We start from the raw sequence: 25,029 nt of genomic DNA, 5'->3' as shown, positions 1-25,029 counted from the left end.
GACACCTACGCTTAAATCATTTCCTCGCCACCTTTGCCGCCAAGAACGATCTCCCCGGCCTCCGCCATACGACGGGCAATGGTGAGAATTTCTTTCTGGGCGCCTTCCACGTCGCTGACGCGAACCGGGCCTTTGGCTTCCAGGTCGTCGCGCAGCAGTTCGGCGGCACGTTTGGACATGTTCTTGAAAATCTTTTCCTTGATGGCGTCGTCGGAGCCCTTCAGTGCCAGGACCAGCACATCGGAGGAGACTTCGCGCAGCAAGGCCTGAATCCCGCGGTCGTCGACGTCGGACAGGTTGTTGAAGACAAACATGAGGTCTTCGATCTGCGTCGACAGGTCTTCGTCCACTTCGCGGATCGAATCCATGAGCTGGCCTTCGATCGAGCTGTCGAGGAAGTTCATGATATCCGCCGCACGCTTGATACCACCCAGGGTGGTACGCGACGTGTTGGCGTTGCCCGAGAACTGCTTCTCGAGGATCTGGTTCAACTCTTTCAGCGCCGCCGGCTGCACGGTGTTCAACGACGACACGCGCAGAATGATGTCCAGACGCACCTTGTGATCGAAGTGACTCAGCACTTCACCGGCCTGATCGGCGTCCAGGTAGGCCACGACGATGGCTTGAATCTGCGGGTGCTCGAAACGGATGACGTCGGCCACCGCGCGCGGTTCCATCCACTTCAGGCTGTCGAGACCGCTGGTGTTGCCGCCCAGCAGAATCCGGTCGATCAGGCCGTTGGCCTTGTCCTCGCCCAGTGCCTGGGTGAGCATCTTGCGGATGTAGCCGTCCGAGCCGATGCCGACACCGGTCTGATCGCCGACCACGTCGACGAACTCGCTCATCACCTGCTCGACCTGCTCGCGGTGCACATTGCGCATCTGCGCCATGGCCACGCCCACACGTTGAACCTCTTTCGGCCCCATGTGGCGCAAGACCTGCGCGGCATCGGTCTCACCCAGGGTAAGGAGCAGAATCGCGGCCTTGTCCACGCGGGTCAATTTAAGCGCAGCAGCTCTATCACTCATCAGCGTTGATCCACTCTTTGACGACCTGCGCTACACGCGCCGGGTCCTCGGCCACAAGGCTCTTGATTGCGTTGAGCTGTGCGTCATAGCCCTCGGTAGGGCTCGGCAACAGAATACTTTGCGGACCGCCCAGACTGACGCGGTCGTTTGCCAGTTCACCGTCCATCCCGATCATGCCGCCCAGCTCGGAGTCACCGTCAAGGCGCTTGCCTTGAGGATTGGTGATGCCCTTGAGCACCGGACGCAGTACACCGAACACCAGCACCAGGATGAACAGCACGCCCATGGCCTGTTTGACGATGTCCCAAAACCACGATTGCGAATAGAACGGAATGTCCGGGATCACTTCGCCGCGATCAGTGGAGAACGGCACGTTGATCACGCTGACGCTGTCACCACGGCTGGCGTCGAAGCCGACGGCGTCCTGCACCAGACGGGTGAAGCGCGCCAATTGATCGGCGGTCCACGGCACCATCGTTGTTTCGCCGTTGGCCGGGTTGACCTTGACCTGATCATCCACCACCACCGCAACCGACAGGCGATTGACCCGGCCCTGCTGCTGCTTGGTGTGGCTGATGGAACGGTCGAGCTCGAAGTTCTTGGTCGACTGGTTACGCTTGTCGGCCGGGTATGGCGCCAGCATCGGCTGACCGGTGGCCGGGTCCATGATCTGTTGACCGTTGGCGTCCAGCAGCGGTTGGCCCGGGGCGATGGCGCCCGCGGCACCTGCAGCACCGGCGGTGGCGTTCTGTGGTGCGGTCGCCGGGCCTGGCGGCTGGTTGCTCAAAGCACCCGGTACGCCACCTGAACCGCTGCCGCTGGAGCGTTGTTCGTTGACGGTCTGCTCGCTGCGCAACGCAGGCTGGTCCGGGTTGAAGCTTTCGGCAGTGGATTCGACGGCGCTGAAATCAACGTCTGCCGACACTTCTGCCTTGTAGCGGTCATTGCCCAGCACCGGCTGCAGGATGTTCTGTACACGCTGGGTCAGCATGCTTTCCATGCGACGGGTGTAATCGAATTGCTTGCCGGCCATGGACAGCTCGGAGTTCTCGGCCTGATCGGACAGCAGGTTGCCCTTCTGATCAACGACAGAAATCTGCGACTTGCTCAGTTCCGGCACGCTGGTGGCGACCAGGTTCATGATCGCCAGCACCTGACCCGGCTCCAGCGAACGACCGGCATACAGCTCAACCAGAATGGAAGCACTGGGCTTGCGATCGTCACGCACGAACACCGAGCTCTTCGGAATCGCCAGGTGAACGCGGGCGCCCTTGACGTTATTGAGGCTGGAGATGGTCCGCGCCAGTTCGCCTTCCAGGCCACGACGGTAACGAGTGGCCTCCATGAACTGGCTGGTGCCCAGGCCTTGATCCTTGTCGAGGATTTCGAAACCGACGTTGCCGTCGCTCTGGGCGATGCCGGCGCCGGCCAGCTTGATGCGGGCACGGGACAGGTCATCGGACTTCACCAGCAGCGCACCGGAATTAGGCTCGACGGTGTAGGGAATGTCGGCCTGAGCCAACGTGTCCATCACCTGCTTGGTGTCGACGCCCGACAGGCTGCCATAGAGCGGCTTGTAATCAGGCTGTTGCGACCAAAGCACGACGGCGAAACCAATCGCCACGCTGGCAGCCAGACCGACCATGAGGCCGACCTGACGCAGCATGGTCATCTCGGAGAGATTTTGCAGGAACGCCAGCCCGAACATCGGCGGCTTGCTTCCTGGCGCACCCGTTTTGGCGGGTACGTTATCGACGGCGGCTTCGGCCATGACTTAAATCGTCCTCAAACCGGCATTTGCATGATGTCTTGGTACGCCTGAACCAGCTTGTTGCGTACCTGGGTCAGCGCTTGAAACGACACGCTGGCTTTTTGCGAGGAGATCATCACGTCGGTGAGGTCCACGCCGCTCTTGCCCATCTCGAAAGCGGTCGACAACTGATTCGACGCCTGCTGGGTGTCGTTGACCTTGTTCACCGCCATGCCGAGCATGTCAGCAAAACTGCTCGCACCGGCCTGTTCTGGCGCTGCGATGGCCTTGGGCTGAGCCATGGCGTCCATTTGCATGGAGCGCATGTCCAACATCAAGCGATTAAATTCAACACCTTGGGTCATGACGTTTCTCTCAAAAGGGCCGCAGATTTTTGACACGGATTCAGCGGTTACCTAAGCATTAGCAACAAGGGTGCCAGACCAATAGCGGCGATGTGCCACGTTTGATGAAAGTGTTCGGATGGGTATTTGAACGGACACATAAACGCAGAGGCGCTTCACGCATTGACACCGCGCGATGCCCTATCAGACGCAGTCCCTGTGGGACTGAGCTTGCTCACGAAGACGGCATCACACTCACTGAAAAATCAGCGGGTTGACGGATATCTATCGTCAGCTCCAGTCAGGCAGGCATCCATTTCACCGACACACGCGCCTGCTCAAGAGGCAAACAGAAACCCTTCGACATCCATCCCCGCATCACGCATCTGCGCCAGCTTGTAGCGCAACGTACGCGGGCTGATACCGAGGCGTTCGGCGGCCTCTTTGCGACGACCGCGCTCGGCACGAAGGGTGTCGATGATCATCTGGAACTCCCGCCGACGCAGGTCTTCACCCAGGGCGCCGGCCCCTTCCCCGCTGCCGATATCGGGCGACACTTCCATGGCGCCGGTCGCGACCGCCGACACCTGAGGGGTCGGCGCAGCGGCGAACGTGACCGGCCCGGCAAGGCAGAAGTCCTCGGCCTGAATGACACCGCCCTGCTGCAGAATCAGCGCTCGCTGTACCGCGTTGTCCAGCTCGCGGACATTGCCCGGCCAGGCGTAGCTGATCAGGCACTGCTGCGCCTCGGCGGACAGACGCACCGGCCCGTGCTTCATTTTATTGACGTGCTTGGCCAGCAGACGCTCGGCCAGCGGCAGAATGTCGGCGGGACGCTGGCGCAAGGATTGCCACGCGAGCGGGAACACCGACAGTCGATAAAACAGGTCTTCGCGGAAACGCCCGGCCGCCACTTCGCCCGCCAGATCGCGGTTAGTCGTCGCCAGCACGCGGATATCCAGTTCGATAGGCTTGCGCGCACCGACCCGCTCCACTTCCCGCTCCTGCAGCACACGCAATAGCTTGGCCTGCAGGCCCATGGGCATTTCGGAAATCTCGTCGAGCAGCAGAGTCCCGCCCTCGGCCTGCTCGAACTTGCCGGCCTGAGAGGCAATGGCCCCGGTGAACGAACCCTTTTCGTGGCCGAACAGGGTGGCTTCGAGCATGTTGTCCGGGATGGCCGCACAGTTGATCGCAATGAACGGCTTGCCGGCGCGCGGCGACTGCTGATGAATGAAACGCGCCAGCACTTCTTTACCCGTGCCCGATTCGCCGGAAATCAACACCGTCGAATCGCTCTTCGCAACACGACTGGCGAGGCTGAGCAACTGCACGCTGGCAGGCTCGACCGCGATCGGACCCTCGCCATCGGCCGGCCCGAGGCGACCCAACGCATGGCGGGCAACCAACGCCACCAACGCCTTGGGCTCGAACGGTTTGACCAGATAATCGGCCGCGCCCTGACGCATCGCCTCCACCGCGCGGTCGACCGTGCCGTGGGCGGTCATCAACAGCACCGGCAACTGCGGGTAGCGGCTGCGCAACTGGCCGAGCAATTGGTGACCGTCCATGCCGGGCATATTGACGTCGCTGACCACCAGGCTGAACGACGAATCGGCAGCGGCGATCAGCGCCTCTTCCGCCGAGCCAACCGCCTGATAATCATGGCCGGCCAGCGCCAGGGTTTCGCCCAGTGCTTCGCGCAGAGACGGGTCATCCTCAACCAGCAGCACCTTGATGGTCATGAGCGCTCACCTGCCGTTATCACCGACGGACCAGACGCCGTGTCACTCCCAGCGCCAGGAACCAAAGGCAAGGACACGATGGCGCAGGTGCCACGGCCCGGACGTGAGCGGAATTCGACACGCCCCTGATGCGCCCGCGCCACGGCGGTGACAACGGCCAGACCGAGACCGGTGCCGGTTGTTTTGGTGGTGAAGAAGGGCTCGCCGATGCGGGCCAGGGCCGCAGGCTCGATGCCGCTGCCACTGTCGCTGACACACAGGCGCAATGTGTTGCCGCGGTTGTACGCATGAATCTTGAGGCGGCGACGCCCGTCAGGCTGGCCGGCACTGGCCTGGACCGCGTTTTCAATGAGGTTGAGCAGCGCGCCGACCAGCGTGTCGCGGTTGCACAGCAACTCACCCGACGGGCTGTCGCACTGCCAGCGCACGGCCACATCACGCACATGGGTCTGGGCGGCGGATTCGAGGGCGGCCACCAGCGCGGCCGGCGTCACCCGGTCGGTCAGCGGCAACTCGCCACGTGCAAACACCAGCATGTCGCGGACCTGATGCTCGAGCTCGTGCAAACGCTCTTTAAGACGTCCGGCAAAGCGCTGTTGGGTTTCGACGTTCAAGGCCTGTTCGGCCAGGTGGCTGGCGTAGATCATGGCGGCGGACAGCGGCGTACGGATCTGATGGGCCAGCGACGCGACCATGCGACCCAGGGACGACAAACGCTCATGGCGCGCCAGCTGGCTTTGCAGATGACGGGTTTCGGTCAGGTCGTTGAGCAGCACCAATTGGCCCGGCTCGGCGTCCAGGGAACGGGTGGCAATGGACAGCCGGCGCCCGTCCTTCAGGGAGATTTCGTGGCCATCGTCCTCGCGCGGCGCAAAGCAGCGGGCGATGACGTGGCGCCAGAGCATGCCGATCAACGGCTCGCCCAGCAGATCCAGTGCGGCAGGATTGGCCTCGCGGACCATGCCGGTGCCGTCGATAACAATGACGCCGCCGGGCAGCAGATCGAGCAGATGCTGCAAGCGGTTCGCCAGACGCTCTTTCTCCGCCAATTCCTCCATGCGCTGGGCGCTGACCACGGCCAGTTCGCCCTTGAGCTCGGTGACCCGCGCTTCGAGCAGGCCGTAGGAATCGGTCAGTTGAGTCGACATCTGGCTGAACAGCGCGAAGGCCTGTTCAAGGCCTTGCCTGCTGGCCACTTCCGGGGACTGCTGCACTAACGAACCAATGGCTGAACCGGGTTCGGAAGACATCTGAGCGGCCTGGGGCATAGTTGATCTCTCGGGTAGCGAACCGTCAGTAAACGGTATGTTCCCAGAGACATAGCAATCCCCGTGCCGAAAAAAAACCGCTGAAAAATCAGCGGTTTATTTTTGACGCGTCAAACGACAGTCAGTCTTCGACCTGTTCGTCGCCTTCGCGACGGCTCATGCCGTACTTGCGCATTTTCTCCACCAGCGTGGTGCGGCGGATGCGCAAACGCTCGGCGGCGCGCGCCACGATCCCGTTGGCATCGTCCAGCGCCTGCTGAATCAGGCCCTGCTCCAGACCACCGAGGTAGTCCTTTAGGTCCAGGCCTTCAGGCGGCAGCAATGCGCTGCTGGCGAAGTTCGGCGTATGGCCGTTGATGGCCACGCGCTCTTCGAGATCGCTGCGCAGGCTGTCGACCAGTTGCTCGTCTTCGTCGTCGACGTAGCGGAATTTCTTCGGCAGCTCGGAGACGCCGATGACACCGTACGGGTGCATGATCGCCATGCGTTCAACGAGGTTGGCGAGTTCACGCACGTTGCCCGGCCAACCGTGACGGCACAGAGACATGATGGCAGCGGAATTGAAGCGGATCGACCCGCGCTTCTCATGCTCCATGCGCGAAATCAGCTCGTTCATCAGCAGTGGAATGTCTTCCACACGCTCACGCAACGGGGCCATTTCGATCGGGAACACGTTCAGACGGTAGTACAGATCCTCGCGGAAACTGCCGATGACGATCATGTCTTCAAGATTTTTATGCGTCGCAGCAATGATCCGCACGTCGACGCTCTGGGTCTTGTTGCTGCCCACGCGCTCGAAGGTGCGTTCCTGCAGGACGCGCAGCAGCTTGACCTGCATCGGCAGCGGCATGTCGCCGATCTCATCGAGAAACAGCGTCCCGCCGTTGGCCAGTTCGAAGCGCCCTGCCCGGCTGGTGATGGCGCCGGTGAAGGCGCCCTTCTCGTGGCCGAACAATTCGCTTTCGAGCAGCTCGGCCGGGATCGCGCCGCAGTTGACCGGCACGAACGGCGCATCGCGGCGCTTGGAATGGTAATGCAGGTTACGCGCGACGACTTCCTTGCCGGTCCCGGATTCACCGAGGATGAGCACGCTGGCGTCGGTGTCGGCGACCTGCTGCATCATCTGGCGCACGTGCTGGATCGCACGGCTGGTGCCGACGAGGCTGCGGAAAAGATTGGGTTCGCGCTGACGCCCGCGTTCACGGGCCTGGTCGTACATCTCGCGATAGACCTGGGCGCGGTGCAGGGAGTCCAGCAGTTTGCTGTAGCTGGGCGGCATCTCGACGGTGGAGAGGACCCGGCGGCGCAGATCGTCCGCCAGTTCGGCCGAAGAATTCTCACCCATCAGCAGGACCGGGAGAAACTCGTCCCACGCGGCCACGGTTTTGAGCAGGCCTTGAAGGCTGCCCGGGGCGTTCACGCTGCCAACCAGCACGCAAAGCACTTCTCGGGTGGATGTCAACGAACCCACGACTTGCTGCCAGTCTGTGCTGGAGCAAGACAGGTTCTCATCACCCAGAAAATTCAGGATCACCGCCATGTCACGGCGGCGCTGGCTATCGTCATCGATCAGCAGGATTTTGATTTCACGCCACATGCAATAGCAACTTCCCTAGTCAACTCGATGCCCGATCACGGGCAAGCTTGGCTTTCGTATCGTCCGTTGAGACGTGTCAATCACCGAAATTAGTGAACTTCACTAGTTAAGTCAAAAAACCGTACACAGTCAAATTTATGGCGTACTTATTTTGGCTATGGACCAAGTGTCAACCGAACAGATGGTAAACCTTTGCCGCGCTTTTCGCTCGCTGGATCTGCGACATTTCGTCGACGATCGCTTGACGTTCGCCCACAGCAACGTCAATAAGCTTGCGATAGACGCCTAGCAGCTCTTCCAGATTATTTCGCAGCTCAGGCTCATCGTTGCTTGCCTGACTGATGACCTCATCGACACAGGCCCGGCAGGCCATATCGAGCTGGCCGATCGCCTCCCAGTCACGCTGCTCGAGGGCATCGACCAAGGCTTCACGGGTTTCTTCGATTCGCTTGAGTGCAGCGCTCATGGGGTTCTCCTTCAGAGCACGGGTTGCTGTTCGCCGATCCCGTCCCAGCCTTCCTTGACCGTGGTCAGCAAGCCGCTGACTTCATCGAGGATCTTCGGATCGGATTTGATGTTCGCTTCCGCCAGACGCTTCATCAGGTAGACATACAGGTTGTCGACATGGGCCAGGGCTTCTGCCTGCTTTTCCATGTCCAGACCTTCACGCAGGCCGCCGATGATTTCAATCGCCTTGCCGATCAACAGTCCTTTGGCGGGGATGTCCTTGCGCTCGATGGCGCCTTTGGCCTGGGCGATACGGTCCAGGCCGGCTTCCATCAGCATCTGTACCAGACGGTGTGGCGTGGCCACGGCGGTCTGGGCGTGTGAGTTAACCTTCTGATACTGACGAAGGGCTGCCATACGGTTCATTGTCTTACCTCGCGCAACGAAGTTTCTATAGTGAGGGTATCGACACGGCCCGGGAAAACTTTAAGGCCAGATGCCAAAAACCCGGCACTGGGGGCCGGGTCTTGATCAGCTCGTCAACGGTCAGCCGCTTTGCTGGGCATTGAGCGAGTCGAAGAACGAGGTAATGCTCGTCGCAGAGGCTTTCAACTGCCCCACCAACAAGTCCATCGCGTTGTATTTGGCGGTCAGCGTGGCGGTCAGCGTGGTCACGCGCAGGTCGAGCGCCGTCTGCTGGTTCTGCAGATCAGTCTGCTGTTTGTTGAGGCTGCTGGTGCGCGTGGACAAGATGCCGCCGGTCTGGGTGTACGGCGTGATGGCCGCCTTCATCCGAGACAGCAAGCCGTTGGTGCTGTCAGTGCCGCTGAAGAGCTGCTGCACGTCGCCCGCAAGTCCCTGATCCATCGCGGCGGAAAACTTCTTGGCATCAAGGCTGAGCGTACCGTCGGACTGACCGGTGGTAATACCCAATTGAGAGAGCACGGAAATACCGCCGGGTGCCCCTGACGTTACCAACTGATCACGAATCGCCGAAAGGATCGAGCGCGGCAACGCATCGCCGGTCAGTGCGGCCGGGGTCACTGTTGCACCGGTGGTTTTATCCGGGGTGTCGCTGATGGTGGCCTTGGTGACACTGGCCACGGCTTTGACAACGGTGTTGTAGGCATCGATGAAGGTTTGCAGCGAGGCTTTCAGGCCATCGTTGTTGCCGGTCACCGCAACGGTCGAAGCACCCGGCGCCAACAGGGTCATGGACAAGCCACCGAGGCTCTTGTCGATGGTGTTGCTGGCGCTGGTGATGGTCAGGCCGTTGACGGTCAGACTGGCGTCGATCGCTTGGGCGCCAATGTAACCCGCACTGGTTTTGCTGGCCGGATCGAGCTTGGCGCCAGCGACGATATTGAATTCGCTGGACGTCGTGCTGGAGGCCGTGATATCCGTGCCCTTGCCCGTCACCGTGGAGCTGAATACCAGGCGTGAGCCATTGTCATCGGTGATGATGTTGGCGCTGATGTTTGACGTCGCGGTTTGCGCATTGATCTGCTTGGCGACCGACGCCAACGTGGCGCCGGTCGGGATGGTGATCTTGGTGTCAATGCCATTTTGAGTGAGGGTCAAATCGCCACTCGGAATAGCACTGGTGGTCCCGCCGGCAAAAGAAGCACTGGCGACACTCGAAGCCGTTGCAAGGTCTTTGACGGTGATGCTGTAGGTACCGGGTACGGCCGAGTTGTCGGACGTGACGGTTAGCTTGGTCGCATCGGAAGCTTTTGCTGCATAACCGGCGAACGCAGGGGTGTCGGTCTTGCCGAGGTTCGTCAGCGCGGTCTGAAAGGCGGTCATCGCACTCGTCAGCGTGCCAATGCCGGAGATTTTGGTGGTGACCAGCTTGGTCTGGGTGGTGATCTGAGTTTGCTTGGCCAGCTTGTCGGAGTTGACCAGCGCAGTGACGATGTCACCGATTGCCAGGCCCGAGCCGAGGCCGGTGGAGGGGGTAATAGGACTAGCCATGTGAGTCTCCTTTCAGTTGTAGTCGGCATTTTGACGAGCACGCGATGCCACATGCACAGCGTTCACCTTTCATGCCATTTAAACTTTCGCGTCGAATAACAGGCTGTTTGCATTCTTCAGGCTGTCGGCGAGCTTCAAGGCTTCGGCAGACGGCAATTGCCGCACCACTTCACCGGTTTCCGTGGCGATCACCTTCACCACCACTTTCCCCGATTTATCGTCGATGGAAAATTCCAGGTTGCGATGAACCGACTGAAAGAACTTTTCCATTTGTTTGACGGCTGCTTCCAGTTCTTCGGTTTTCTTTTCCGGGTCTGAGTCTTTACTTGTCGACGTGCCTGACTGCGATGAAGCCGCCGGAGCAGGAACGACTTGAGGCGCCACGGCAGGCTTGTCAGCAACCACAGGCACCGCGGGCAACGACTGGACCATCGAATAAGACACGTTCAGCCTGCTACTTATGTCCATGTCCACTCACCTCTTGAAAGTAAAAAGCGGGAGAGCACGCAAGCATACTCCCCCGCCAAAACTCTAGCCGTTATTACTGAAGCAGTTTCAGAACAGCGGATGGCAGCTGGTTAGCCTGGGCCAGAACAGAGGTGGAAGCTTGTTGCAGAGTCTGTTGTTTGGTCAGGTTAGCGGTTTCAGCGGCGAAGTCGGTGTCTTGAACGCGGCCCAGTGCTGCGGTGGCGTTTTCGTTAACGTTTTGCAGGTTGGAGATGGTGCTGGTCAGACGGTTTTGCGCGGCACCGAGGCTCGAACGGGTGCTGTTGATTGTTGCCAGAGCCGCGTCGATTGCCGAGATAGCGGCGTCGACGTTGGTGTGAGCAGTAGCGTTATCCGCGCCGCTGATCGAAGTAGAGCCGCTTGCAACGCCCAGAGCCGAAGCAGTGAAGCTGCCAGTCAGAACCAGGTCGATGTGGTTCGAAGTACCGGTGTTGGAACCGACTTGCAGGGTTACGGTGCTAGCCGAACCGTCCAGCAGGTTCTTGCCGTTCAGGTTGGTCGAACCGGCGATACGGGTCAGTTCGTCCGACATTTGAGCGTATTCGGAGTCCAGTGCGCCACGGTCAGCAGTACCGTTCGTGTCGTTTCGGGACTGAACAGCCAGTTCACGCATACGCTGCAGAATGTTGGTCGATTCTTGCAGAGCGCCTTCAGCGGTCTGAGCGATCGAGATACCGTCGTTGGCGTTCTTGATGGCAACAGTCTGGCCGCGGATTTGCGAAGTTTCGCGAGTTGCGATCTGCAGGCCGGCTGCGTCGTCTTTAGCGCTGTTGATTTTCAGACCGGAAGACAGACGAGTCATCGAAGTCGACAGTGCATCGGAAGCTTTGGACAGGTTCTTCTGAACAGCCAGGGAAGCTACGTTGGTGTTTACGCCTAAAGCCATGATGAATTCCTCGTGAGTTGTTTGCTGCGGCTATCCGGCCCTGGCAAGCGCCGGGTGTGGCCTAGAGAACCTACGTAATGTTTATCGTCGCGGTTGCCAGGAGCTTGAGGGCTTTTTCAAATTTATTTGCCACCAGAGCGCCACCCCCGCAGTTTGTTGTCCGGGGATACACAGCGTTTCGGCGCAACCCCTGGAAGCTTTAACCTCACCCGGCGATTTGTTAACCAGTTCTCAAAAAGACGGGCGCCCCCTTCGGCGCGCCCGGGTTTTGCTTGGCGTTATCTATAGAGGCGGTTGTTTATTGGAGAAGCTTCAAAACGGCGGACGGCAGCTGGTTCGCCTGGGCCAGCACTGCCATGGAGGCTTGCTGCAGGGTTTGTTGCTTGGTTAGCTCCGCGGTTTCGGCGGCGAAGTCGACATCCTGAATCCTGCCACGAGCAGATTGAGTGTTTTCACTCATGCTCTGCAGGTTGGCGACCGTCGAGGTCAGTCTGTTCTGCGACGCCCCCAAGGCCGCCCGGGTAGACGTAACAGACATCAGAGCTTTATCGATTGCTAGCATCGCCGCGTCAGCATTCGTATGGGCGTCGGCAGTGGTCGCTCCTGATAACGCCAACGTGGGGGAATCCACTCCCATTGAAACAGCATCGAACTTAGCGCTTAAATCCAGAGTAATTCGAGATGCGGCGCTCGTGTCGGTACCAATCTGCAGCTCCATGACCCCCGCAGAACCATCAAGAAGCCGCCGACCATTGAGCTTCGTATCTTCGGAAGTTCGGGTGAGCTCGGCGCTCATCAAAACAAACTCATCATGCATGGCGGCGCGCTGAGCAGTACCGTTATTGTCATCACGAGCTTGAATCGCCAGCTCTTTCATCCTGGTGAGAATATTTGCTGTCTCGTTGAGCGCTCCTTCCGCTGTCTGCGCCATTGATACTCCATTGTTAGCGTTTCTCAACGCGACGCTTTGCCCTCTTATCTCATTGGTCATCATCGTCGCGAGCTGCAGCCCGGCTGCATCATCCTTCGCGCTGTTGATCCGCAACCCCGATGACAACCGTGTCATAGATATACTCAGCGCATCGCTCGCACGATTGAGTTTGGTTTGAATAGCAAGCGATGCAATATTGGTATTTACGGTTAAAGCCATTTTGAATTCCTCGTTGATAGAAACGGAGGGTTCTCTAATATCGGGGAAGTCCATTTCTCCCGGAGAACCTACAGTCCCGGTATCGACGATTTGCATAGTGGCTTTAATATCAAACATGTCAGGCAGGCTGCGCCATCACGACAGTTGAAGGGTAACAAATTGGCTAACGCATTAATTGGAATGGATATTAAAAAAACATAAAAAAACGGCCGCTGCGGGCCGCTTAATTCAGATCAAACTGAAACTAATGTAGGAGATTTCTCCAACTTCTCGACAATGGGAAAGTGTCAGACTTCAAGAAACTCGACTTCAAGCCAATCCGCCACCCCCAACCAATCCTGCCGCTCCTGGCACGCCAGAATCGCACTCAACACCCTCCCCCATTCAGCCTGTCTATCAGCAGAAACCCCATCCATCAGCGGCAGCGATCGATCAATCAGTTCGACCATTTTCAAGGCCCCTTCGATATCCCGGCCAAGACGAAACAGCTTCGCGCAGTCGCGGGCTTCTTCTACAACGTGTTCAGGCAGGGTCATGGCGCGGTCCAGTCCGGGTCGAAGTCGGCGCCGGCGATCAAAGCACCGTCGCGGCTGGTGTTGAGGAACGTGACCTCGGGGTGGCGGGCGATGAAGCGTTCGAGTTCGATGAGGTAGCTGCGGAAATTGAGCTGCGTCTTGACCTTGTTGCCCCGGCCGTCGCGCACCCAGTGTTTGGCGATGCTCAGGGCAGGCCCCAGATCGCCGTCCTGCCACCCGGTGTGGGTCTTGCCGCCGGGGAAGGCGAAGTCGGCGCCGAAGAGGGTGATCCGCGCGGCGCCCATTTTGACCGCGAGATCGACGGCCGGATGAATGACGCTGCCGCCCACATGCAAGGTGGCCTTGGGAATCTGCTCGCGCAGCCGCGCATACAGCGGGCTGGTGGAATAGCCGACGTAGCGCGGGCCTTGCCAGCTTCGCAGCATCTCGGCGTCCTGGCCCGGCACATAGACCAGCGTGATGTGCGCCGAATCCTCGGCGGGGAGATGTCGCGGGGTGATGCGGTGGTCGATGCTCACCACCACATCCGGGGTAATGCCCTGGTTGCGCAGCGGCACGTAGGCGGTATCCACACAAATGATCAGGGGCCGGTTGGCGCTGTTCGACGTGCTCAAGAGGCGCGGCAAATGCTGTTGCAGACTCGGCCCCGTGGCGATCACGAACACATCGCACCCGGATTGAGTGTCAAACAACTCGGCGACATCGGTGTCCTGTTGCAGCAGCGCCCTGCCCTGTTCCAGCAGGCGCGCATTGTCGGGGGTGTCGGCGGCGAACGCGTGATTGTTGAAGCCGACGTGCACCTCGCTGACCAGTCGATCGCGGATCCGTGCGCTGCTGTCGTCGGCCAGCACCAGTTCGGCCGGCAGCGCGAAGAATGGCAGGAGGATTTCGCTCCGGGCATCAGCGTACGCGAGGTTCACGCGGGGGTCGGACAGCCAGTCATCCTGTTCCAGCAGTTGCAGCACCAGGGCGAACAGCGCGCCATTGAGGATGTGAACGTGCAGCGTTTGCAGGGAAGCGTCGGCCAGCAATACCCGCTGCAGATCGCCGAGGGCGGTGCCGTAAAGGTGAACGACGGGGCTGTTGGCGGGGAGGCTTTGTGCCTGGGTGTGCGCTTCGGCGAGGCGATCATGGCGGCTGGTGAGCTGGATCCCGCCAATGCTGAGGGTCGATTGTCGGCCTTCGATCAACTGCGCAGGAATGGATTCGATGTGTTCGGCGCTCAACCGCTGCACCACGTCAGGCCAGCGCTGTCGGATCACGGCGAGGTTGCGCTGGAAAAACTCGCTCATGACGGCAGTCCTTTTCCCGAGAGAGGTGCAGAAAGCACAACGGCGACCTGATAAATCAGCGTCGCCGTTGTGCAGGCTGGGATCAGCCTGGTGACGCGATGTCAGGGACGATAAAGGATCGCCGAGCCCCACGACAAGCCCACGCCGAAACCACTGACCGCGATGCGTTTCCAGGTGGCGTTCATGACGTGTTTTTCCAGCAGCAGCGGAATGCTGGACGACACCGTATTGCCGGTCTCAAGCATGTCCTTGACGAATTTCTCCGGCGACTTGCCGTCCTCGAACCGACGGGCGACCGCATCGACGATGGCCGCGCTGCCCTGGTGGATGCAGAACGCATCGACGTCGGAGGATTGCAGGCCGGAGTCTTCGAGCAATTCGTTGAGGTGCGCCGGCACTTTGACCAGCGCGAAGTTGAACACCTGACGCCCGTTCATGTAGAACGCGCCGTCGGTGGTCTTGAGGAACTCCGCCCCCGAGCCGTCGGTGCCGAACTTGGATTTGCCCAGCTGCCACGGCGCGTCATCGCTCAACCAGGTGGCGGTGGCGGCGTCGCCGAAGAGCATGGTGGTGTTGCGGTCTTCCGGGTCGACGATCTTCGAATACGGGTCGGCGGTGACCAGCAGGCCGTTTTTCAACCCGGTCGCTTCCATGAAGCCTTTCAGCGCATAGATACCGTAGACATAACCCGAGCAACCCAGGGAAATGTCGAACGCGGCGACGTGGGTCGGCAGGCCGAGTTTGTGTTGAACGATGGCGGCCGTGTGAGGCAGACCTTCTTCGTCGCCGTTCTGGGTGACGACGATCAATGCATCGATGGAGTCCCGCGACAGACCGGGGTTGTTGGCGAACAGCTGGTTGACCGCTTCGACGCACAGGTCCGAGGTTTCCTGGGTGTCGTCTTTGCGCGGCAGAAAAGCAGAACCGATCTTGCCAAGGATGAAGTCTTCATCCTTTCCGAATTTGGCACCCTGGGCGTAATTGTCGACGCCGGCCGTGGGCACATAACTCGCTATGCTCTTGATGCCAATCATCATGGCTTCCCAATAAAAAACTGCTGAACATCACCCGGCGCGGTTAGGCGGGGCGTTGAAAATCCGGGGCTTGCGGCCTGAAAAAAGGGCAACGTACAGGTCAGGGCAGTACCAGAATCGCTCTGGAATCAGCCCGACGACGTCACGGCCCGCCAACACGATACAGTGAAGATGCCCGTTATGACCCACAGGTCACCAAAAGTTTTACAAGCTTTTAGCTGACCGACAGGTACGGCGCAACATCAGATCGCCGGTCAGACAGGCAATTGACATGAAGATGTCACGGGATTGTGGCGGGTGGTTCAGTGTCATCGGCATTGCGTCAGACGCTAATTCATCGGACGACACGTGACATCGTGGGAGTGAGCTTGCTCACGAAGGCGGCATTCCAAACCCTGAAAATGCGGCGAATGTTCAGCCCCCTTCGCGAGCAAGCTCGCTCCCACAGGTTTTGCGTACGCTGAAGATTATGGGCATTGCGCAGAACCACTGTGGGAGTGAGCTTGCTCACGAAGGCGGCATTCCAAACGCTGAAAATGCGGCGAATGTACCGGCCCCTTCGCGAGCAAGCTCGCTCCCACAGATTTTGCGTGCGCTGAAGATAATGGTCATTGCGCAGAACCACTGTGGGAGTGAGCTTGCTCACGAAGGCGGCATTTCAAACGCTGAAAATGCGGCGAATGTACCGGCCCCTTCGCGAGCAAGCTCGCTCCCACCGATTTTGCGTGCGCTGAAGATAATGGTCCCTCTCACAAGCTTAGTCGGTCGCGCGAGTGCTAACCCACCCCATCCCAACTCAGCGCCGAGCCGCGTTTCAGCGCGTGTCGTGCTTTGCGCCCGAGGACGGCGTCGATGTGTTTGGGCGCCAGGCCGAGGCCGGGGCGGATGGCGCGGATGTTGTCCGGGGTGAAAGCCTCGCCCTCGGCGATGTCCCGCACCACGTACAACGAGCGGCGGTATTGCAGCGATTTCTGTTCGGCTTCAGTGGCGCCGTATTGCACGTGGCCCATGCCTTGCCAGGCGCGCTCGGTTTCAATGACCAGGCTGGCCATTTCTGCTGGCTCCAGCGAGAAACTGGCGTCGACCCCGCCGTCGGCGCGGTCGAGGGTGAAGTGCTTTTCGATGACCGTCGCGCCCATGGCCACCGCCGCCACCGACACGCCAACGCCCATGGTGTGATCGGACAAGCCGACCTGGCAGCCAAACAGCCCGGCCATATGCGGAATTGTGCGCACGTGGCTGTTGGCCGGTGTCGCCGGGTAGGTGCTGGTGCATTTCAGCAGCACCAGATCCTTGCAGCCCGCCGCACGCGCAGCGCGCACGCTTTCGTCCAGCTCGGCGATGCTGGCCATGCCGGTGGAGATGATCATCGGTTTCCCTGTGGCCGCCACCTTGCGAATCAGCGGGATGTCGGTGTTCTCAAAGCTGGCGATCTTGTACGCCGGCACGTCGAGGCTTTCGAGAAAGTCCACGGCGGTCTCGTCGAAAGGCGTCGAAAATGCCAGCAGCCCCAGTTCTTTCGCACGGGCGAAGATCGGCGCATGCCATTCCCAGGGCGTATGCGCCTGTTCATACAGCGCATACAGCGAGGTCCCGGCCCACAAGCTGTTGGGGTCTTTGATGAAGAATTCGCCCTCGGCGATGTCCAGGGTCATGGTGTCGGCGGTGTAGGTTTGCAGCTTGAGGGCGTGGGCGCCCGCCTTGGCCGCCGCCTCGACGATGCGCAATGCCTGATCCAGCGACTGATTATGGTTGCCGCTCATCTCGGCAATGATGAACGGCGGCGCGTCGGGGCCGATGGTTCGGGAACCGATCTTGAAAGAATTCATCGTTGCTCACTCGCTGCACTGACATCGGCCGGCACTAGGCCAAACGATGAAAATAAGAACGGGCAGTGGCTCATGCGCCCTGCCCCTTTGCCGCGTTATCGGCAACTGTCGCCAATGCATCAGCGATGCGCCGGGCACCTCGGCCATCCACCAACAACCTCGATTGATCGGCAAATGATTGGCGTAACGGGGCATCACCGCAAAGCCGCTCGATGGCGTCGTACAAACGCCAGGGCTCAAGCTGCACATGGGGCCCGAGATACTCATGCACACCGGCCTCGGCCAGCAATTGCGCATTGAGCTGCTGATTGTTCGCCACCGAAATACAGATCGTCGGCAAGCCCAGCGCTGCACGCTCCCAGGTGGTGCCGCCGCCGGCGCCGATAAACAGATCGGCCGCCTGCATCAGCGCGAAAAAATCACCGGTCAGCGTGTGCAGCCGCCACTCAGGTCGAGAGGCCGCCAGCTCGCTCATCGCCTGCCAGTGCGGATTGTGCAAACCGGCGACGAAATCCACCTGCAGATCAGCGAAGCCCTGAAGCGCCTGCATCGTGGCGTAGACCTGACCGGCCGCATCGAAGCCGCCAAAATTGACCAGCACCCGCTCCACCCGAGGCTTGATCGCGATGGGCTCGCACTGAAACTCGTCGCGCAGCAAAGCAAATCTCGGCCCCAGAAAGGTCTGGCTCTCAGGACCAACCCAAGCGGCATAGGGCTGATCCAGGGCCTGAGCGCTGTAATTCTGGTCCAGCAACACCTCGACCGCATGGGGCCGATTGGCCAGATCGTCGATCGCCATGACCCGATAGGCGAGACCGCGCGCCGCCGTTTCCCAGCGTGCATCCAGCCCGTAATGGTCGACGATCAGCCAGTCAAAGGGCGGCTCATCTTCAATCTCTTCGGCCAAGGCAGACAGGTCCGCCTGCCACGGCAACGCCGCTTCGATGTCCGAGTCTTCTTCAGCACCATAGCGTGCGGGCAGCACATGGGTGACATAGCCCTGATCCGCCAGCCGCTGGAGTAAGTGGCCCGGCAATTCGCGGCAGGCAAAATGCACATCGGCGCCATCTGCACGTAGCGTGTTCGCCAGCGTCAGGCAGCGGGCAATGTGGCCGCTGCCGATGGTCACCGAGGCGTCGGCGCGGATCAGCACGCGCATCATTGCAGTTCCCCGCCGGCCTTGAGCGCGGCGTACAGGTATTCGGCGCGCAGCCAGTCTTCCGGGCTGTCGATGTCCTGCACCAGATGCCGGGGCAGAATCACCGGCAGGCTCAGTTCGGAAAATACCGTGTCGCCGCGCCGCCAGGCATCGCTGCGGCCCCAGTAGAACTGGCCGGCGTCCTGATAGGCGACGGGTAGATCCTGGGAGCGCACGCTGCGAAATTCCGGGTGCATCGCGCCCAGGCAGCCGTCGCTGTCGATCAACAGCGCACGCTGCACCGGGAAGCCGAAGCTGCACACCGAGAACGCATAGGATTTTTCGGCTGCTGCTTCGAGCGCTTCCAGGCCCTGACGCAGATAACGCGCCTGCAACAGCGGCGCGGTGGCGTAGATGCAGCAGGCGTAATCAAAGGAACAACTGAGGGCGCCGAGGGCATGCTGGATTACCGCCGCCGTGCCGGTGAAGGCATCGGCCAGATCCGCTGGGCGCATGAACGGCACCTCGGCACCGTAATGGCGGGCGACGTCGGCGATCTCTTCATCGTCGGTGCTGACGACAACCTGATCAAACACCCCGCTCGCCAGCGCAGCACGAATGGAATGGGCGATCATCGGCTCGCCGTTGAACAGCTTGATGTTCTTGCGCGGGATGCGCTGGCTGCCGCCCCGTGCGGGAATGATGGCGACGGCGTTCATGCTCGTGGGCCTGTCATGGGTTCGCTCGCATCAGTCGCTGGCCCGCGCCGTTTCGCCAAGCAGCCGGCCAAGCTGCTCAACCACGTAGTCCTGTTGCGCGTCGGTCATCGCCGGGTACAACGGCAGGCTGATGGCCTGGGCGTAATAGGCTTCGGCCTCGGGAAAATCACCCGGTTTGTGGCCCAGGTCGCGGTAATAGGGCTGAAGATGAACCGGGATGTAGTGCACGTTCACGCCAATGCCCGCCGCGCGCAGCCCTTCAAACACCTGACGATGGCTCACCGAAAGCATGTCGGTCTGCACGCGGACGACATACAGGTGCCACGCCGACTCGGCCTCGGCCTGAAGGGCCGGCAAGGTCAGCGGCAGGTCGGCGAGCAGCGTCTGATAGCGCGCCACCAGCTCTCGCCGACGGGCCAGAAAACCGTCCAGTTTGTTCAGCTGCGAAAGCCCGAGCGCGGCCTGCATGTCGGTCATGCGGTAATTGAAGCCCAGTTCGACTTGCTGGTAATACCAGGGGCCGTGACTCGGTTCGTCCATCTGCGCCGGGTCACGGGTCATGCCGTGGCTGCGCAGGCGGCGCAGATGTTCAGCCAGTTCAGGGCGATTGGTCAGCACCATGCCGCCTTCGCCAGTGGTCACGATCTTCACCGGATGAAAGCTGAACACCGTCATGTCGGCGAACTCGCCGCAACCCACCGGACGCCCGGCGTAGTGCGCCCCGACCGCGTGGGAGGCGTCTTCGATCACCACAAACCCATAACGCCGGGCCAGTTCGCCGATGGCGCGCATGTGGCAGCTCTGGCCGGAAAACGCCACCGCCACCAACACTTTGGGCAGCGTGCCGGTTGATTCGGCGGCTTCAAGTTTTCGCGCCAGAGCATCGGTGTCGAGGTTCCAGGTCAGCGGGTCGATGTCGACAAAATCCACGTCGGCGCCGCAATAGCGCCCGCAGTTGGCCGAGGCCAGAAAGGTATTCGGGCTGGTCCACAGCCAGTCGCCCTGCCCCAGTCCGGCCGCCAGACAGGCAATGTGCAGCGCCGCCGTGGCGTTGCACACCGCCACCGCGAAACCCGCTTCACAGCGCTCGGCCATAGCGGCTTCGAAGCGCTCAAGGGTCGGCCCCTGGGTCAGCCAGTCGGACTTGAGCACCTCGACCACGGCGTCGATATCGGCCTGATCAACGCTCTGCCTGCCGTACGGAATCATGGCTTTACGTCAGCGTGCAGCTCGCCGATCTGGCGGATCGACAGGAAGTCCGGGTTGGTGTCGGAGCGGTATTCGAACTCGTCGTGGACCGCCTTGCCCTGTGCGCCGGTGGCGTCGACGGCAAAATCGGTGTCGACGTTGTTGAAGCGAATCGACGGCACGATGGTGTAGTGGTCGTCGAATTCCAGGGTCATGCGCGCGTCGTCCTGGGGCACCATCAGCTCATGCAGTTTTTCCCCGGGACGGATGCCGACGATCTTGTGCGGCAGGTCGGGGGCCATGGCCTGGGCCAGATCGACGATGCGCACGGACGGAATCTTCGGCACGAACACTTCGCCGCCGTGCATGCGCTCGAAGCTCTGCATGACGAAATCCACACCGTGGTCGAGGGTGATCCAGAACCGCGTCATGCGCGGGTCGGTGATCGGCAATTCAGCCGCGCCGCCGGCCAGCAGCTTGTTGAAGAACGGCACGATGGAGCCGCGGGAGCCGGCGACGTTGCCGTAGCGCACCACGGAAAACCGCGTCTGCTCCTCGCCACCGATGTTGTTGGCGGCGACGAACAGTTTGTCCGACAGCAACTTGGTGGCGCCGTACAGGTTGATCGGGCTGGCGGCCTTGTCGGTCGACAGCGCGACGACCTTCTTCACGCCGTTGGCGATGGCCGCGGAGATGATGTTTTCCGCGCCATTGACGTTGGTGCGGATGAACTCGGTCGGGTTGTATTCCGCCGCCGGCACGTGTTTGAGCGCCGCTGCGTGGACCACGTAATCGATGCCGCGCATGCCCTGCTGCAAACGGTCGGCATCGCGCACGTCACCGAGGAAATAGCGCATGCACGGGGCGTTGAATTCCTGCTGCATTTCGTATTGCTTGAGTTCATCGCGGGAGAACACCACCACGCGCCGAGGCTGATAACGCGCCAGCAGCGAGCGGATGAACATGCGACCGAACGAGCCGGTTGCGCCTGAGATGAACACTGATTTGCCGTTGAACATGACGTAGTCCTTTAACCCGGAGGCCTTAAGCGAGCAGCTCGGCCCAACTGGAACCGTCGGCCTGAGCGAGGGTGAAGCCCTTGCCGGTCAGTTGCAGATTCTTGTTGTACGCCAGGTCGTGGGCGAACGCACCGGACCATTTGTCCTGCAGCGCCGCCAGCGTCTGTGGCGCGTCAGGCAACGACCCCGAATGGACGAACTGCACGTGAGGCGTCCACACCGTCAGGTAGCCGGCCTGGGCCACTTTCAGGCAAAGATCCACGTCGGCAAAGGCGTCGGCAAAATGACCTTGATCCAGGCCGCCGACGTCGTCGAACAGCGCCTTGCGCACCATCAGGCAAGCGTCGGACACCGCCGAGTAATTCTGGTCCAGCAGCAAACGGCTCATGTAACCGGCAGCGTCTTTTGCTTCTCCGACGAACGCTGAACCGACGCCGCCGTTCATGCCGAGGATCAACCCCGCCTGACTGACCGTGCCGTTGCGTTCAATCAGCTTGGCGCCGACCACGCCGACTTCCGGACGCATCGCCTGATTGAGCAAGGCGTCGATCCAGTTCGGGCTGATGACTTCACCATGGGCCGAGAGCAGCGCCAGGTATTCGCCCTTGGCCTGCGCGCCCACGGCGTTGATCAGCGCGGCGTGGTTCAGCGGTTGATCGAAACGAATCACCCGCACGCGGCCTTTTTCCTGGCGGCCCAGCCATTCGCTCAGCTCCGCCGACACGCTGTGATCGTCCGCAATCAGCACTTCGTAATTCGCGTAGCGCGTGCGCAGCAGCACACTGGCCAGGCAGCGCTGCAGCACCGGCAGGTCGTCGATGTCATGCAGGATGATCGACACCAGCGGGCGCTGGATGTGGCGGTAATCGATGCGCCAGGCGCCGGTTGCCGCCGGACTGATCTGGGCCTTGAAGCCGCGATTGTTCAGGTGCCGGGTCAGGGCCAGACGCTGCTGGGGGTTTTCTTCCAGCGGTTGCGCGTCGGTGACCAGCAGCGGCTCGTCCAGATGGGCCAGCCAGCCCATGCCGCCCTGCTCGATGATGCGCAGCAGCAGTTCGAATTCGGCAGCCTGGGCGAAGTCGGCGGAGTAACCGCCGGCCTCGACCAGCACGTCGCGGCGGACCAGCCAGTGGCGGGACATCAGCGTCGGGTTGCTCAGCAGCAGGTCGAGGTTGAAGCCCGGGCGCATGACATGGGTCAGCGCACCGCTGGCCTCACGTTGAACTTCATCGGCGAACACCGCACGGCACTCAGGGGCGGCCTGCAGTTCCAGCGAGGCGCGCAACAGGCCGCCGGCGGTGAAGGCATCACCGACTTCCGCCAGCATCAGCCAATGGCACGTGGATTGGCGGGCGATCTGGTTGACCTTGTCGACCCAGTTGCTCTTGCTGACCTTGACGAAATGCAGGGTGTTTTGCGCACTGGTCGCTGCCGGCGGCTCGCCGCTGGTGAACACCACGACCTTGAAGGTCTTGCAGTGGCCTTCGACCAGGCTGTCCAGGGTGACCTGGAGTTTGGTCATGTCATCGTTGAGGTCCAGCAACAGAATGCCGAACTGCGGTGCGCCGCCAAGGCTGTCGATGCGGTTGAGGATGGCCTGCGCGTCGCCCGGGCTCGGCTGGCGTGCGTCCAGCCACTGCAACAGCTGGCCCGACGGCATATCGGCCAAGCGTTCACGGTGGTCCTCGCGATGGACCGAGTTCAGGCGCTCGAGCCAGCGCGACATTTGCGCGGCTTCTTCGGGGTCGCCCTGCCGCACCATCAGACCGGCCAGCGGTTCGACGATGTGCGGGTTGAAGATGTTCAGGGCCATCGCTTCCCACATCCGGTTGGCGATGGTTTCGGGGTTGTCGTTGGCGTGGGTGCGCAGCAGCACTTCCTGCTGAACCCAGGTGCCTTCGAGCTGTTCCATTTGCAGCTTGCCGGCTGGCAGCGCGTGGATCAGGAATTCGATCTCGGTCAGCACATCGAAAAAGGCATGGTTGTAAAACGGCATCTCAACGAACTGCCGGGGCCCGAACTGACGGTCCACGGGTCTGAAGACATCGTTCCAGCGGGACAACACGATGCTGGTCAGGCCCAGGGAATGTTGATCTTCGAGACAGACCTGCAGGGCGGTGTAGGCCTTTTTGACCTGCTCGATACCGTCGGCTGCATTCAGGTCGCGGTCGGCCTTGGTCAGGGCTGCCAGAAAACCGGCGAATTCGTGCCGTTCGAGGACGGCTGACGGATCGCTGTCACTCAGCTTTTTCAGCATGTGGGTCGGGCGGTCGGAGAGCCGGTGGTGGAGTTCGCGGACCACGTAGGGGATCGGCAGGATTCGCGCCTTGGCGGCCGAGAGCAGGAAGTAGGCGTGGCCGAACTCTTGCAGTTCGCCGCTGATGCTCTGGGGCAACGCGGCAAACCACTGTTGCAGCAGCGCCGTGCGGGTGACGGCGTAGAACGGCGGAATGTAGTGATCCATGAAGCTCAGGACGCGCTCGCCGCTTTCGTCGGCGGCGAAGTCTTCCTGGCCCTTTTTGTCGCGGCGGAAGTATTCAACCTTGTCGCCGTGGGCCTGGTACATCAGGCAATAGCCGTGGCACAGGCCGTAGTCCGGGTTGGCGGCGAGGAATTCCACCGACTGGGCCAGCGCGTCATGCATCAGAAAATCTTCGTCGCCCACGAACGCCATGAACGGCGTAGCCACCTGGGTCACGCCGTGGGCGATCCTGCTCTGGACCCCGGTCTCGGCGAACTGAGGCACGTGGCGGTAATCCACCTGCGGGAACAGCGCGGCGATGTCTGCGGCTGACTGCTGCGAAGCATCGAGCACCAGCACATGAGCCGACGAGGCACTGTAGTACTGCAATGTCCGGCGCAGGAGCGCGGGCCGGTCATGGGTGAGGACCACAAGCGTCAGTTGGGCATCGAGCGGCATGGTGTTTCCCGGAGATGAATGAGGGTGCATTACGTTTTCCCTGTGATGCGGCCAGGCGTCAAAAAGATGATCAATGGCGATATCGGGGAGACGAAGCAGGAAGCACGCCAACTCTGCATGGCGGGACTGCGCGCAATGGGCAGGATGGGCTTTGGCCGGGAAGGTGGCTGGCAACGATGCGGCGGACACCGGTCATATGGGAGTCAGCTTGCTCACGAAGGCGGCATCTCTACCGATGGATATTCGGCGGATGTGCCGGCTTATTCGCGAGCAAGCTCGCTCCCACACGTTCTTCACCTGCCGGAAGATCGGCGACGTCAGCAGGACCGGCGTTAGCCGGGAAAGCGTCATGCGTCACACCACAAAATTGAGGATGCACATTCAGGCCTCTTCCCGGCTGAAGCCGGTCCTACATTCACACCGCGTACCGTCAGTAGGACCGGCTTGAGCCGGGAAAGCGTCAGGCGTCACACCACAAAATTGAGGGTGCACATTCAGGCCCCTTCCCGGCTGAAGCCGGTCCCACATTCACACCGCGTACCGTCAGTAGGACCGGCTTTAGCCGGGAAGGCGTCGTGCAGTGGTCTAATTTCCCCGGACACCTCGATAAGTGGAAAATACATTTATCGAGGAGTTCTACATGACCAGAAAGCGCAAA

General features: G+C 60.9%; 21 protein-coding genes. All 21 read right to left on the bottom strand.

Going from position 1 to position 25,029, the window contains the following annotated elements; genetic code table 11:
- Nucleotides 1–11 precede the first annotated feature (11 nt).
- The gene (fliG, locus tag IFT47_RS22270) at nt 12–1,028 is read right to left on the bottom strand and encodes a flagellar motor switch protein FliG (RefSeq protein ID WP_065987292.1); all 1,017 of its coding nucleotides are present in this window, start codon (nt 1,026–1,028) and stop codon (nt 12–14) included.
- Nucleotides 1,021–2,799 carry a flagellar basal-body MS-ring/collar protein FliF gene (fliF, locus tag IFT47_RS22265; RefSeq protein WP_192174139.1) on the bottom strand — a complete coding sequence of 593 codons (1,779 nt, stop codon included), beginning with the start codon at nt 2,797–2,799 and terminating at the stop codon, nt 1,021–1,023. Before fliF ends, fliG begins: the two co-directional genes overlap by 8 nt.
- Before the next feature lie 14 nt (nt 2,800–2,813).
- Nucleotides 2,814–3,143 carry a flagellar hook-basal body complex protein FliE gene (gene fliE, locus IFT47_RS22260; protein WP_065987290.1) on the bottom strand — a complete coding sequence of 110 codons (330 nt, stop codon included), beginning with the start codon at nt 3,141–3,143 and terminating at the stop codon, nt 2,814–2,816.
- A 317-nt stretch (nt 3,144–3,460) separates the two neighbouring features.
- On the bottom strand, nt 3,461–4,867 hold the full coding sequence (locus IFT47_RS22255; protein ID WP_192174138.1) for a sigma-54-dependent transcriptional regulator: 1,407 nt from the start codon (nt 4,865–4,867) through the stop codon (nt 3,461–3,463).
- Nucleotides 4,864–6,117 carry a sensor histidine kinase gene (locus tag IFT47_RS22250; RefSeq protein WP_244656026.1) on the bottom strand — a complete coding sequence of 418 codons (1,254 nt, stop codon included), beginning with the start codon at nt 6,115–6,117 and terminating at the stop codon, nt 4,864–4,866. Before IFT47_RS22250 ends, IFT47_RS22255 begins: the two co-directional genes overlap by 4 nt.
- Nucleotides 6,118–6,256: 139 nt before the next feature.
- The gene (fleQ, locus tag IFT47_RS22245) at nt 6,257–7,732 is read right to left on the bottom strand and encodes a transcriptional regulator FleQ (protein WP_192174136.1); all 1,476 of its coding nucleotides are present in this window, start codon (nt 7,730–7,732) and stop codon (nt 6,257–6,259) included.
- A gap of 169 nt (nt 7,733–7,901) precedes the next feature.
- Nucleotides 7,902–8,198 carry a flagellar protein FliT gene (fliT, locus tag IFT47_RS22240; protein WP_133775902.1) on the bottom strand — a complete coding sequence of 99 codons (297 nt, stop codon included), beginning with the start codon at nt 8,196–8,198 and terminating at the stop codon, nt 7,902–7,904.
- A gap of 11 nt (nt 8,199–8,209) precedes the next feature.
- Entirely contained in the window at nt 8,210–8,605 is a 396-nt protein-coding gene (fliS, locus tag IFT47_RS22235) for a flagellar export chaperone FliS (RefSeq protein WP_122534871.1), read from the bottom strand.
- 120 nt (nt 8,606–8,725) lie between these two features.
- On the bottom strand, nt 8,726–10,153 hold the full coding sequence (gene fliD, locus IFT47_RS22230) for a flagellar filament capping protein FliD (protein WP_192174135.1): 1,428 nt from the start codon (nt 10,151–10,153) through the stop codon (nt 8,726–8,728).
- 78 nt (nt 10,154–10,231) lie between these two features.
- Complete coding sequence (locus IFT47_RS22225; protein WP_192174241.1) at nt 10,232–10,621, bottom strand: flagellar protein FlaG; 390 nt, start codon at nt 10,619–10,621, stop codon at nt 10,232–10,234.
- 73 nt (nt 10,622–10,694) lie between these two features.
- Nucleotides 10,695–11,546: a flagellin domain-containing protein gene (locus IFT47_RS22220; RefSeq protein WP_192174134.1), complete on the bottom strand. Its 852-nt coding sequence runs from the start codon at nt 11,544–11,546 to the stop codon at nt 10,695–10,697.
- Nucleotides 11,547–11,844: 298 nt separating this feature from the next.
- The gene (locus IFT47_RS22215) at nt 11,845–12,696 is read right to left on the bottom strand and encodes a flagellin domain-containing protein (RefSeq protein ID WP_192174240.1); all 852 of its coding nucleotides are present in this window, start codon (nt 12,694–12,696) and stop codon (nt 11,845–11,847) included.
- A gap of 287 nt (nt 12,697–12,983) precedes the next feature.
- A complete protein-coding gene (locus IFT47_RS22210) occupies nt 12,984–13,232 on the bottom strand; it encodes a hypothetical protein (RefSeq protein WP_192174133.1) in 249 nt (82 codons plus the stop codon).
- Nucleotides 13,229–14,524 carry a motility associated factor glycosyltransferase family protein gene (locus tag IFT47_RS22205; RefSeq protein ID WP_192174132.1) on the bottom strand — a complete coding sequence of 432 codons (1,296 nt, stop codon included), beginning with the start codon at nt 14,522–14,524 and terminating at the stop codon, nt 13,229–13,231. The genes IFT47_RS22210 and IFT47_RS22205 overlap by 4 nt, the downstream gene beginning before the upstream one ends.
- A 101-nt stretch (nt 14,525–14,625) precedes the next feature.
- Entirely contained in the window at nt 14,626–15,558 is a 933-nt protein-coding gene (locus tag IFT47_RS22200) for a ketoacyl-ACP synthase III (RefSeq protein WP_192174131.1), read from the bottom strand.
- Nucleotides 15,559–16,334: 776 nt separating this feature from the next.
- Nucleotides 16,335–17,387, bottom strand: a complete 1,053-nt coding sequence (gene pseI / locus IFT47_RS22195; protein WP_192174130.1) for a pseudaminic acid synthase — start codon at nt 17,385–17,387, stop codon at nt 16,335–16,337.
- A 70-nt stretch (nt 17,388–17,457) separates the two neighbouring features.
- On the bottom strand, nt 17,458–18,549 hold the full coding sequence (gene pseG, locus IFT47_RS22190) for a UDP-2,4-diacetamido-2,4,6-trideoxy-beta-L-altropyranose hydrolase (RefSeq protein ID WP_244656025.1): 1,092 nt from the start codon (nt 18,547–18,549) through the stop codon (nt 17,458–17,460).
- Nucleotides 18,546–19,244, bottom strand: a complete 699-nt coding sequence (gene pseF / locus IFT47_RS22185) for a pseudaminic acid cytidylyltransferase (RefSeq protein WP_192174129.1) — start codon at nt 19,242–19,244, stop codon at nt 18,546–18,548. The genes pseG and pseF overlap by 4 nt, the downstream gene beginning before the upstream one ends.
- A 30-nt stretch (nt 19,245–19,274) precedes the next feature.
- On the bottom strand, nt 19,275–20,453 hold the full coding sequence (gene pseC / locus IFT47_RS22180) for a UDP-4-amino-4,6-dideoxy-N-acetyl-beta-L-altrosamine transaminase (RefSeq protein WP_192174128.1): 1,179 nt from the start codon (nt 20,451–20,453) through the stop codon (nt 19,275–19,277).
- Nucleotides 20,450–21,451 (bottom strand): UDP-N-acetylglucosamine 4,6-dehydratase (inverting), encoded by a 1,002-nt coding sequence (pseB, locus tag IFT47_RS22175; protein ID WP_192174127.1) that lies wholly within the window; start codon nt 21,449–21,451, stop codon nt 20,450–20,452. Before pseB ends, pseC begins: the two co-directional genes overlap by 4 nt.
- A gap of 25 nt (nt 21,452–21,476) precedes the next feature.
- On the bottom strand, nt 21,477–24,401 hold the full coding sequence (locus tag IFT47_RS22170; protein ID WP_192174126.1) for a glycosyltransferase family 2 protein: 2,925 nt from the start codon (nt 24,399–24,401) through the stop codon (nt 21,477–21,479).
- Nucleotides 24,402–25,029: the final 628 nt, after the last annotated feature.

Origin of the sequence: Pseudomonas sp. CFBP 13711 (assembly GCF_014842265.1) — a bacterium.
Classification (GTDB): domain Bacteria; phylum Pseudomonadota; class Gammaproteobacteria; order Pseudomonadales; family Pseudomonadaceae; genus Aquipseudomonas.
Note: the sequence above shows the minus strand (reverse complement) of the source record. Positions and strands in the feature narration are given on the sequence as shown.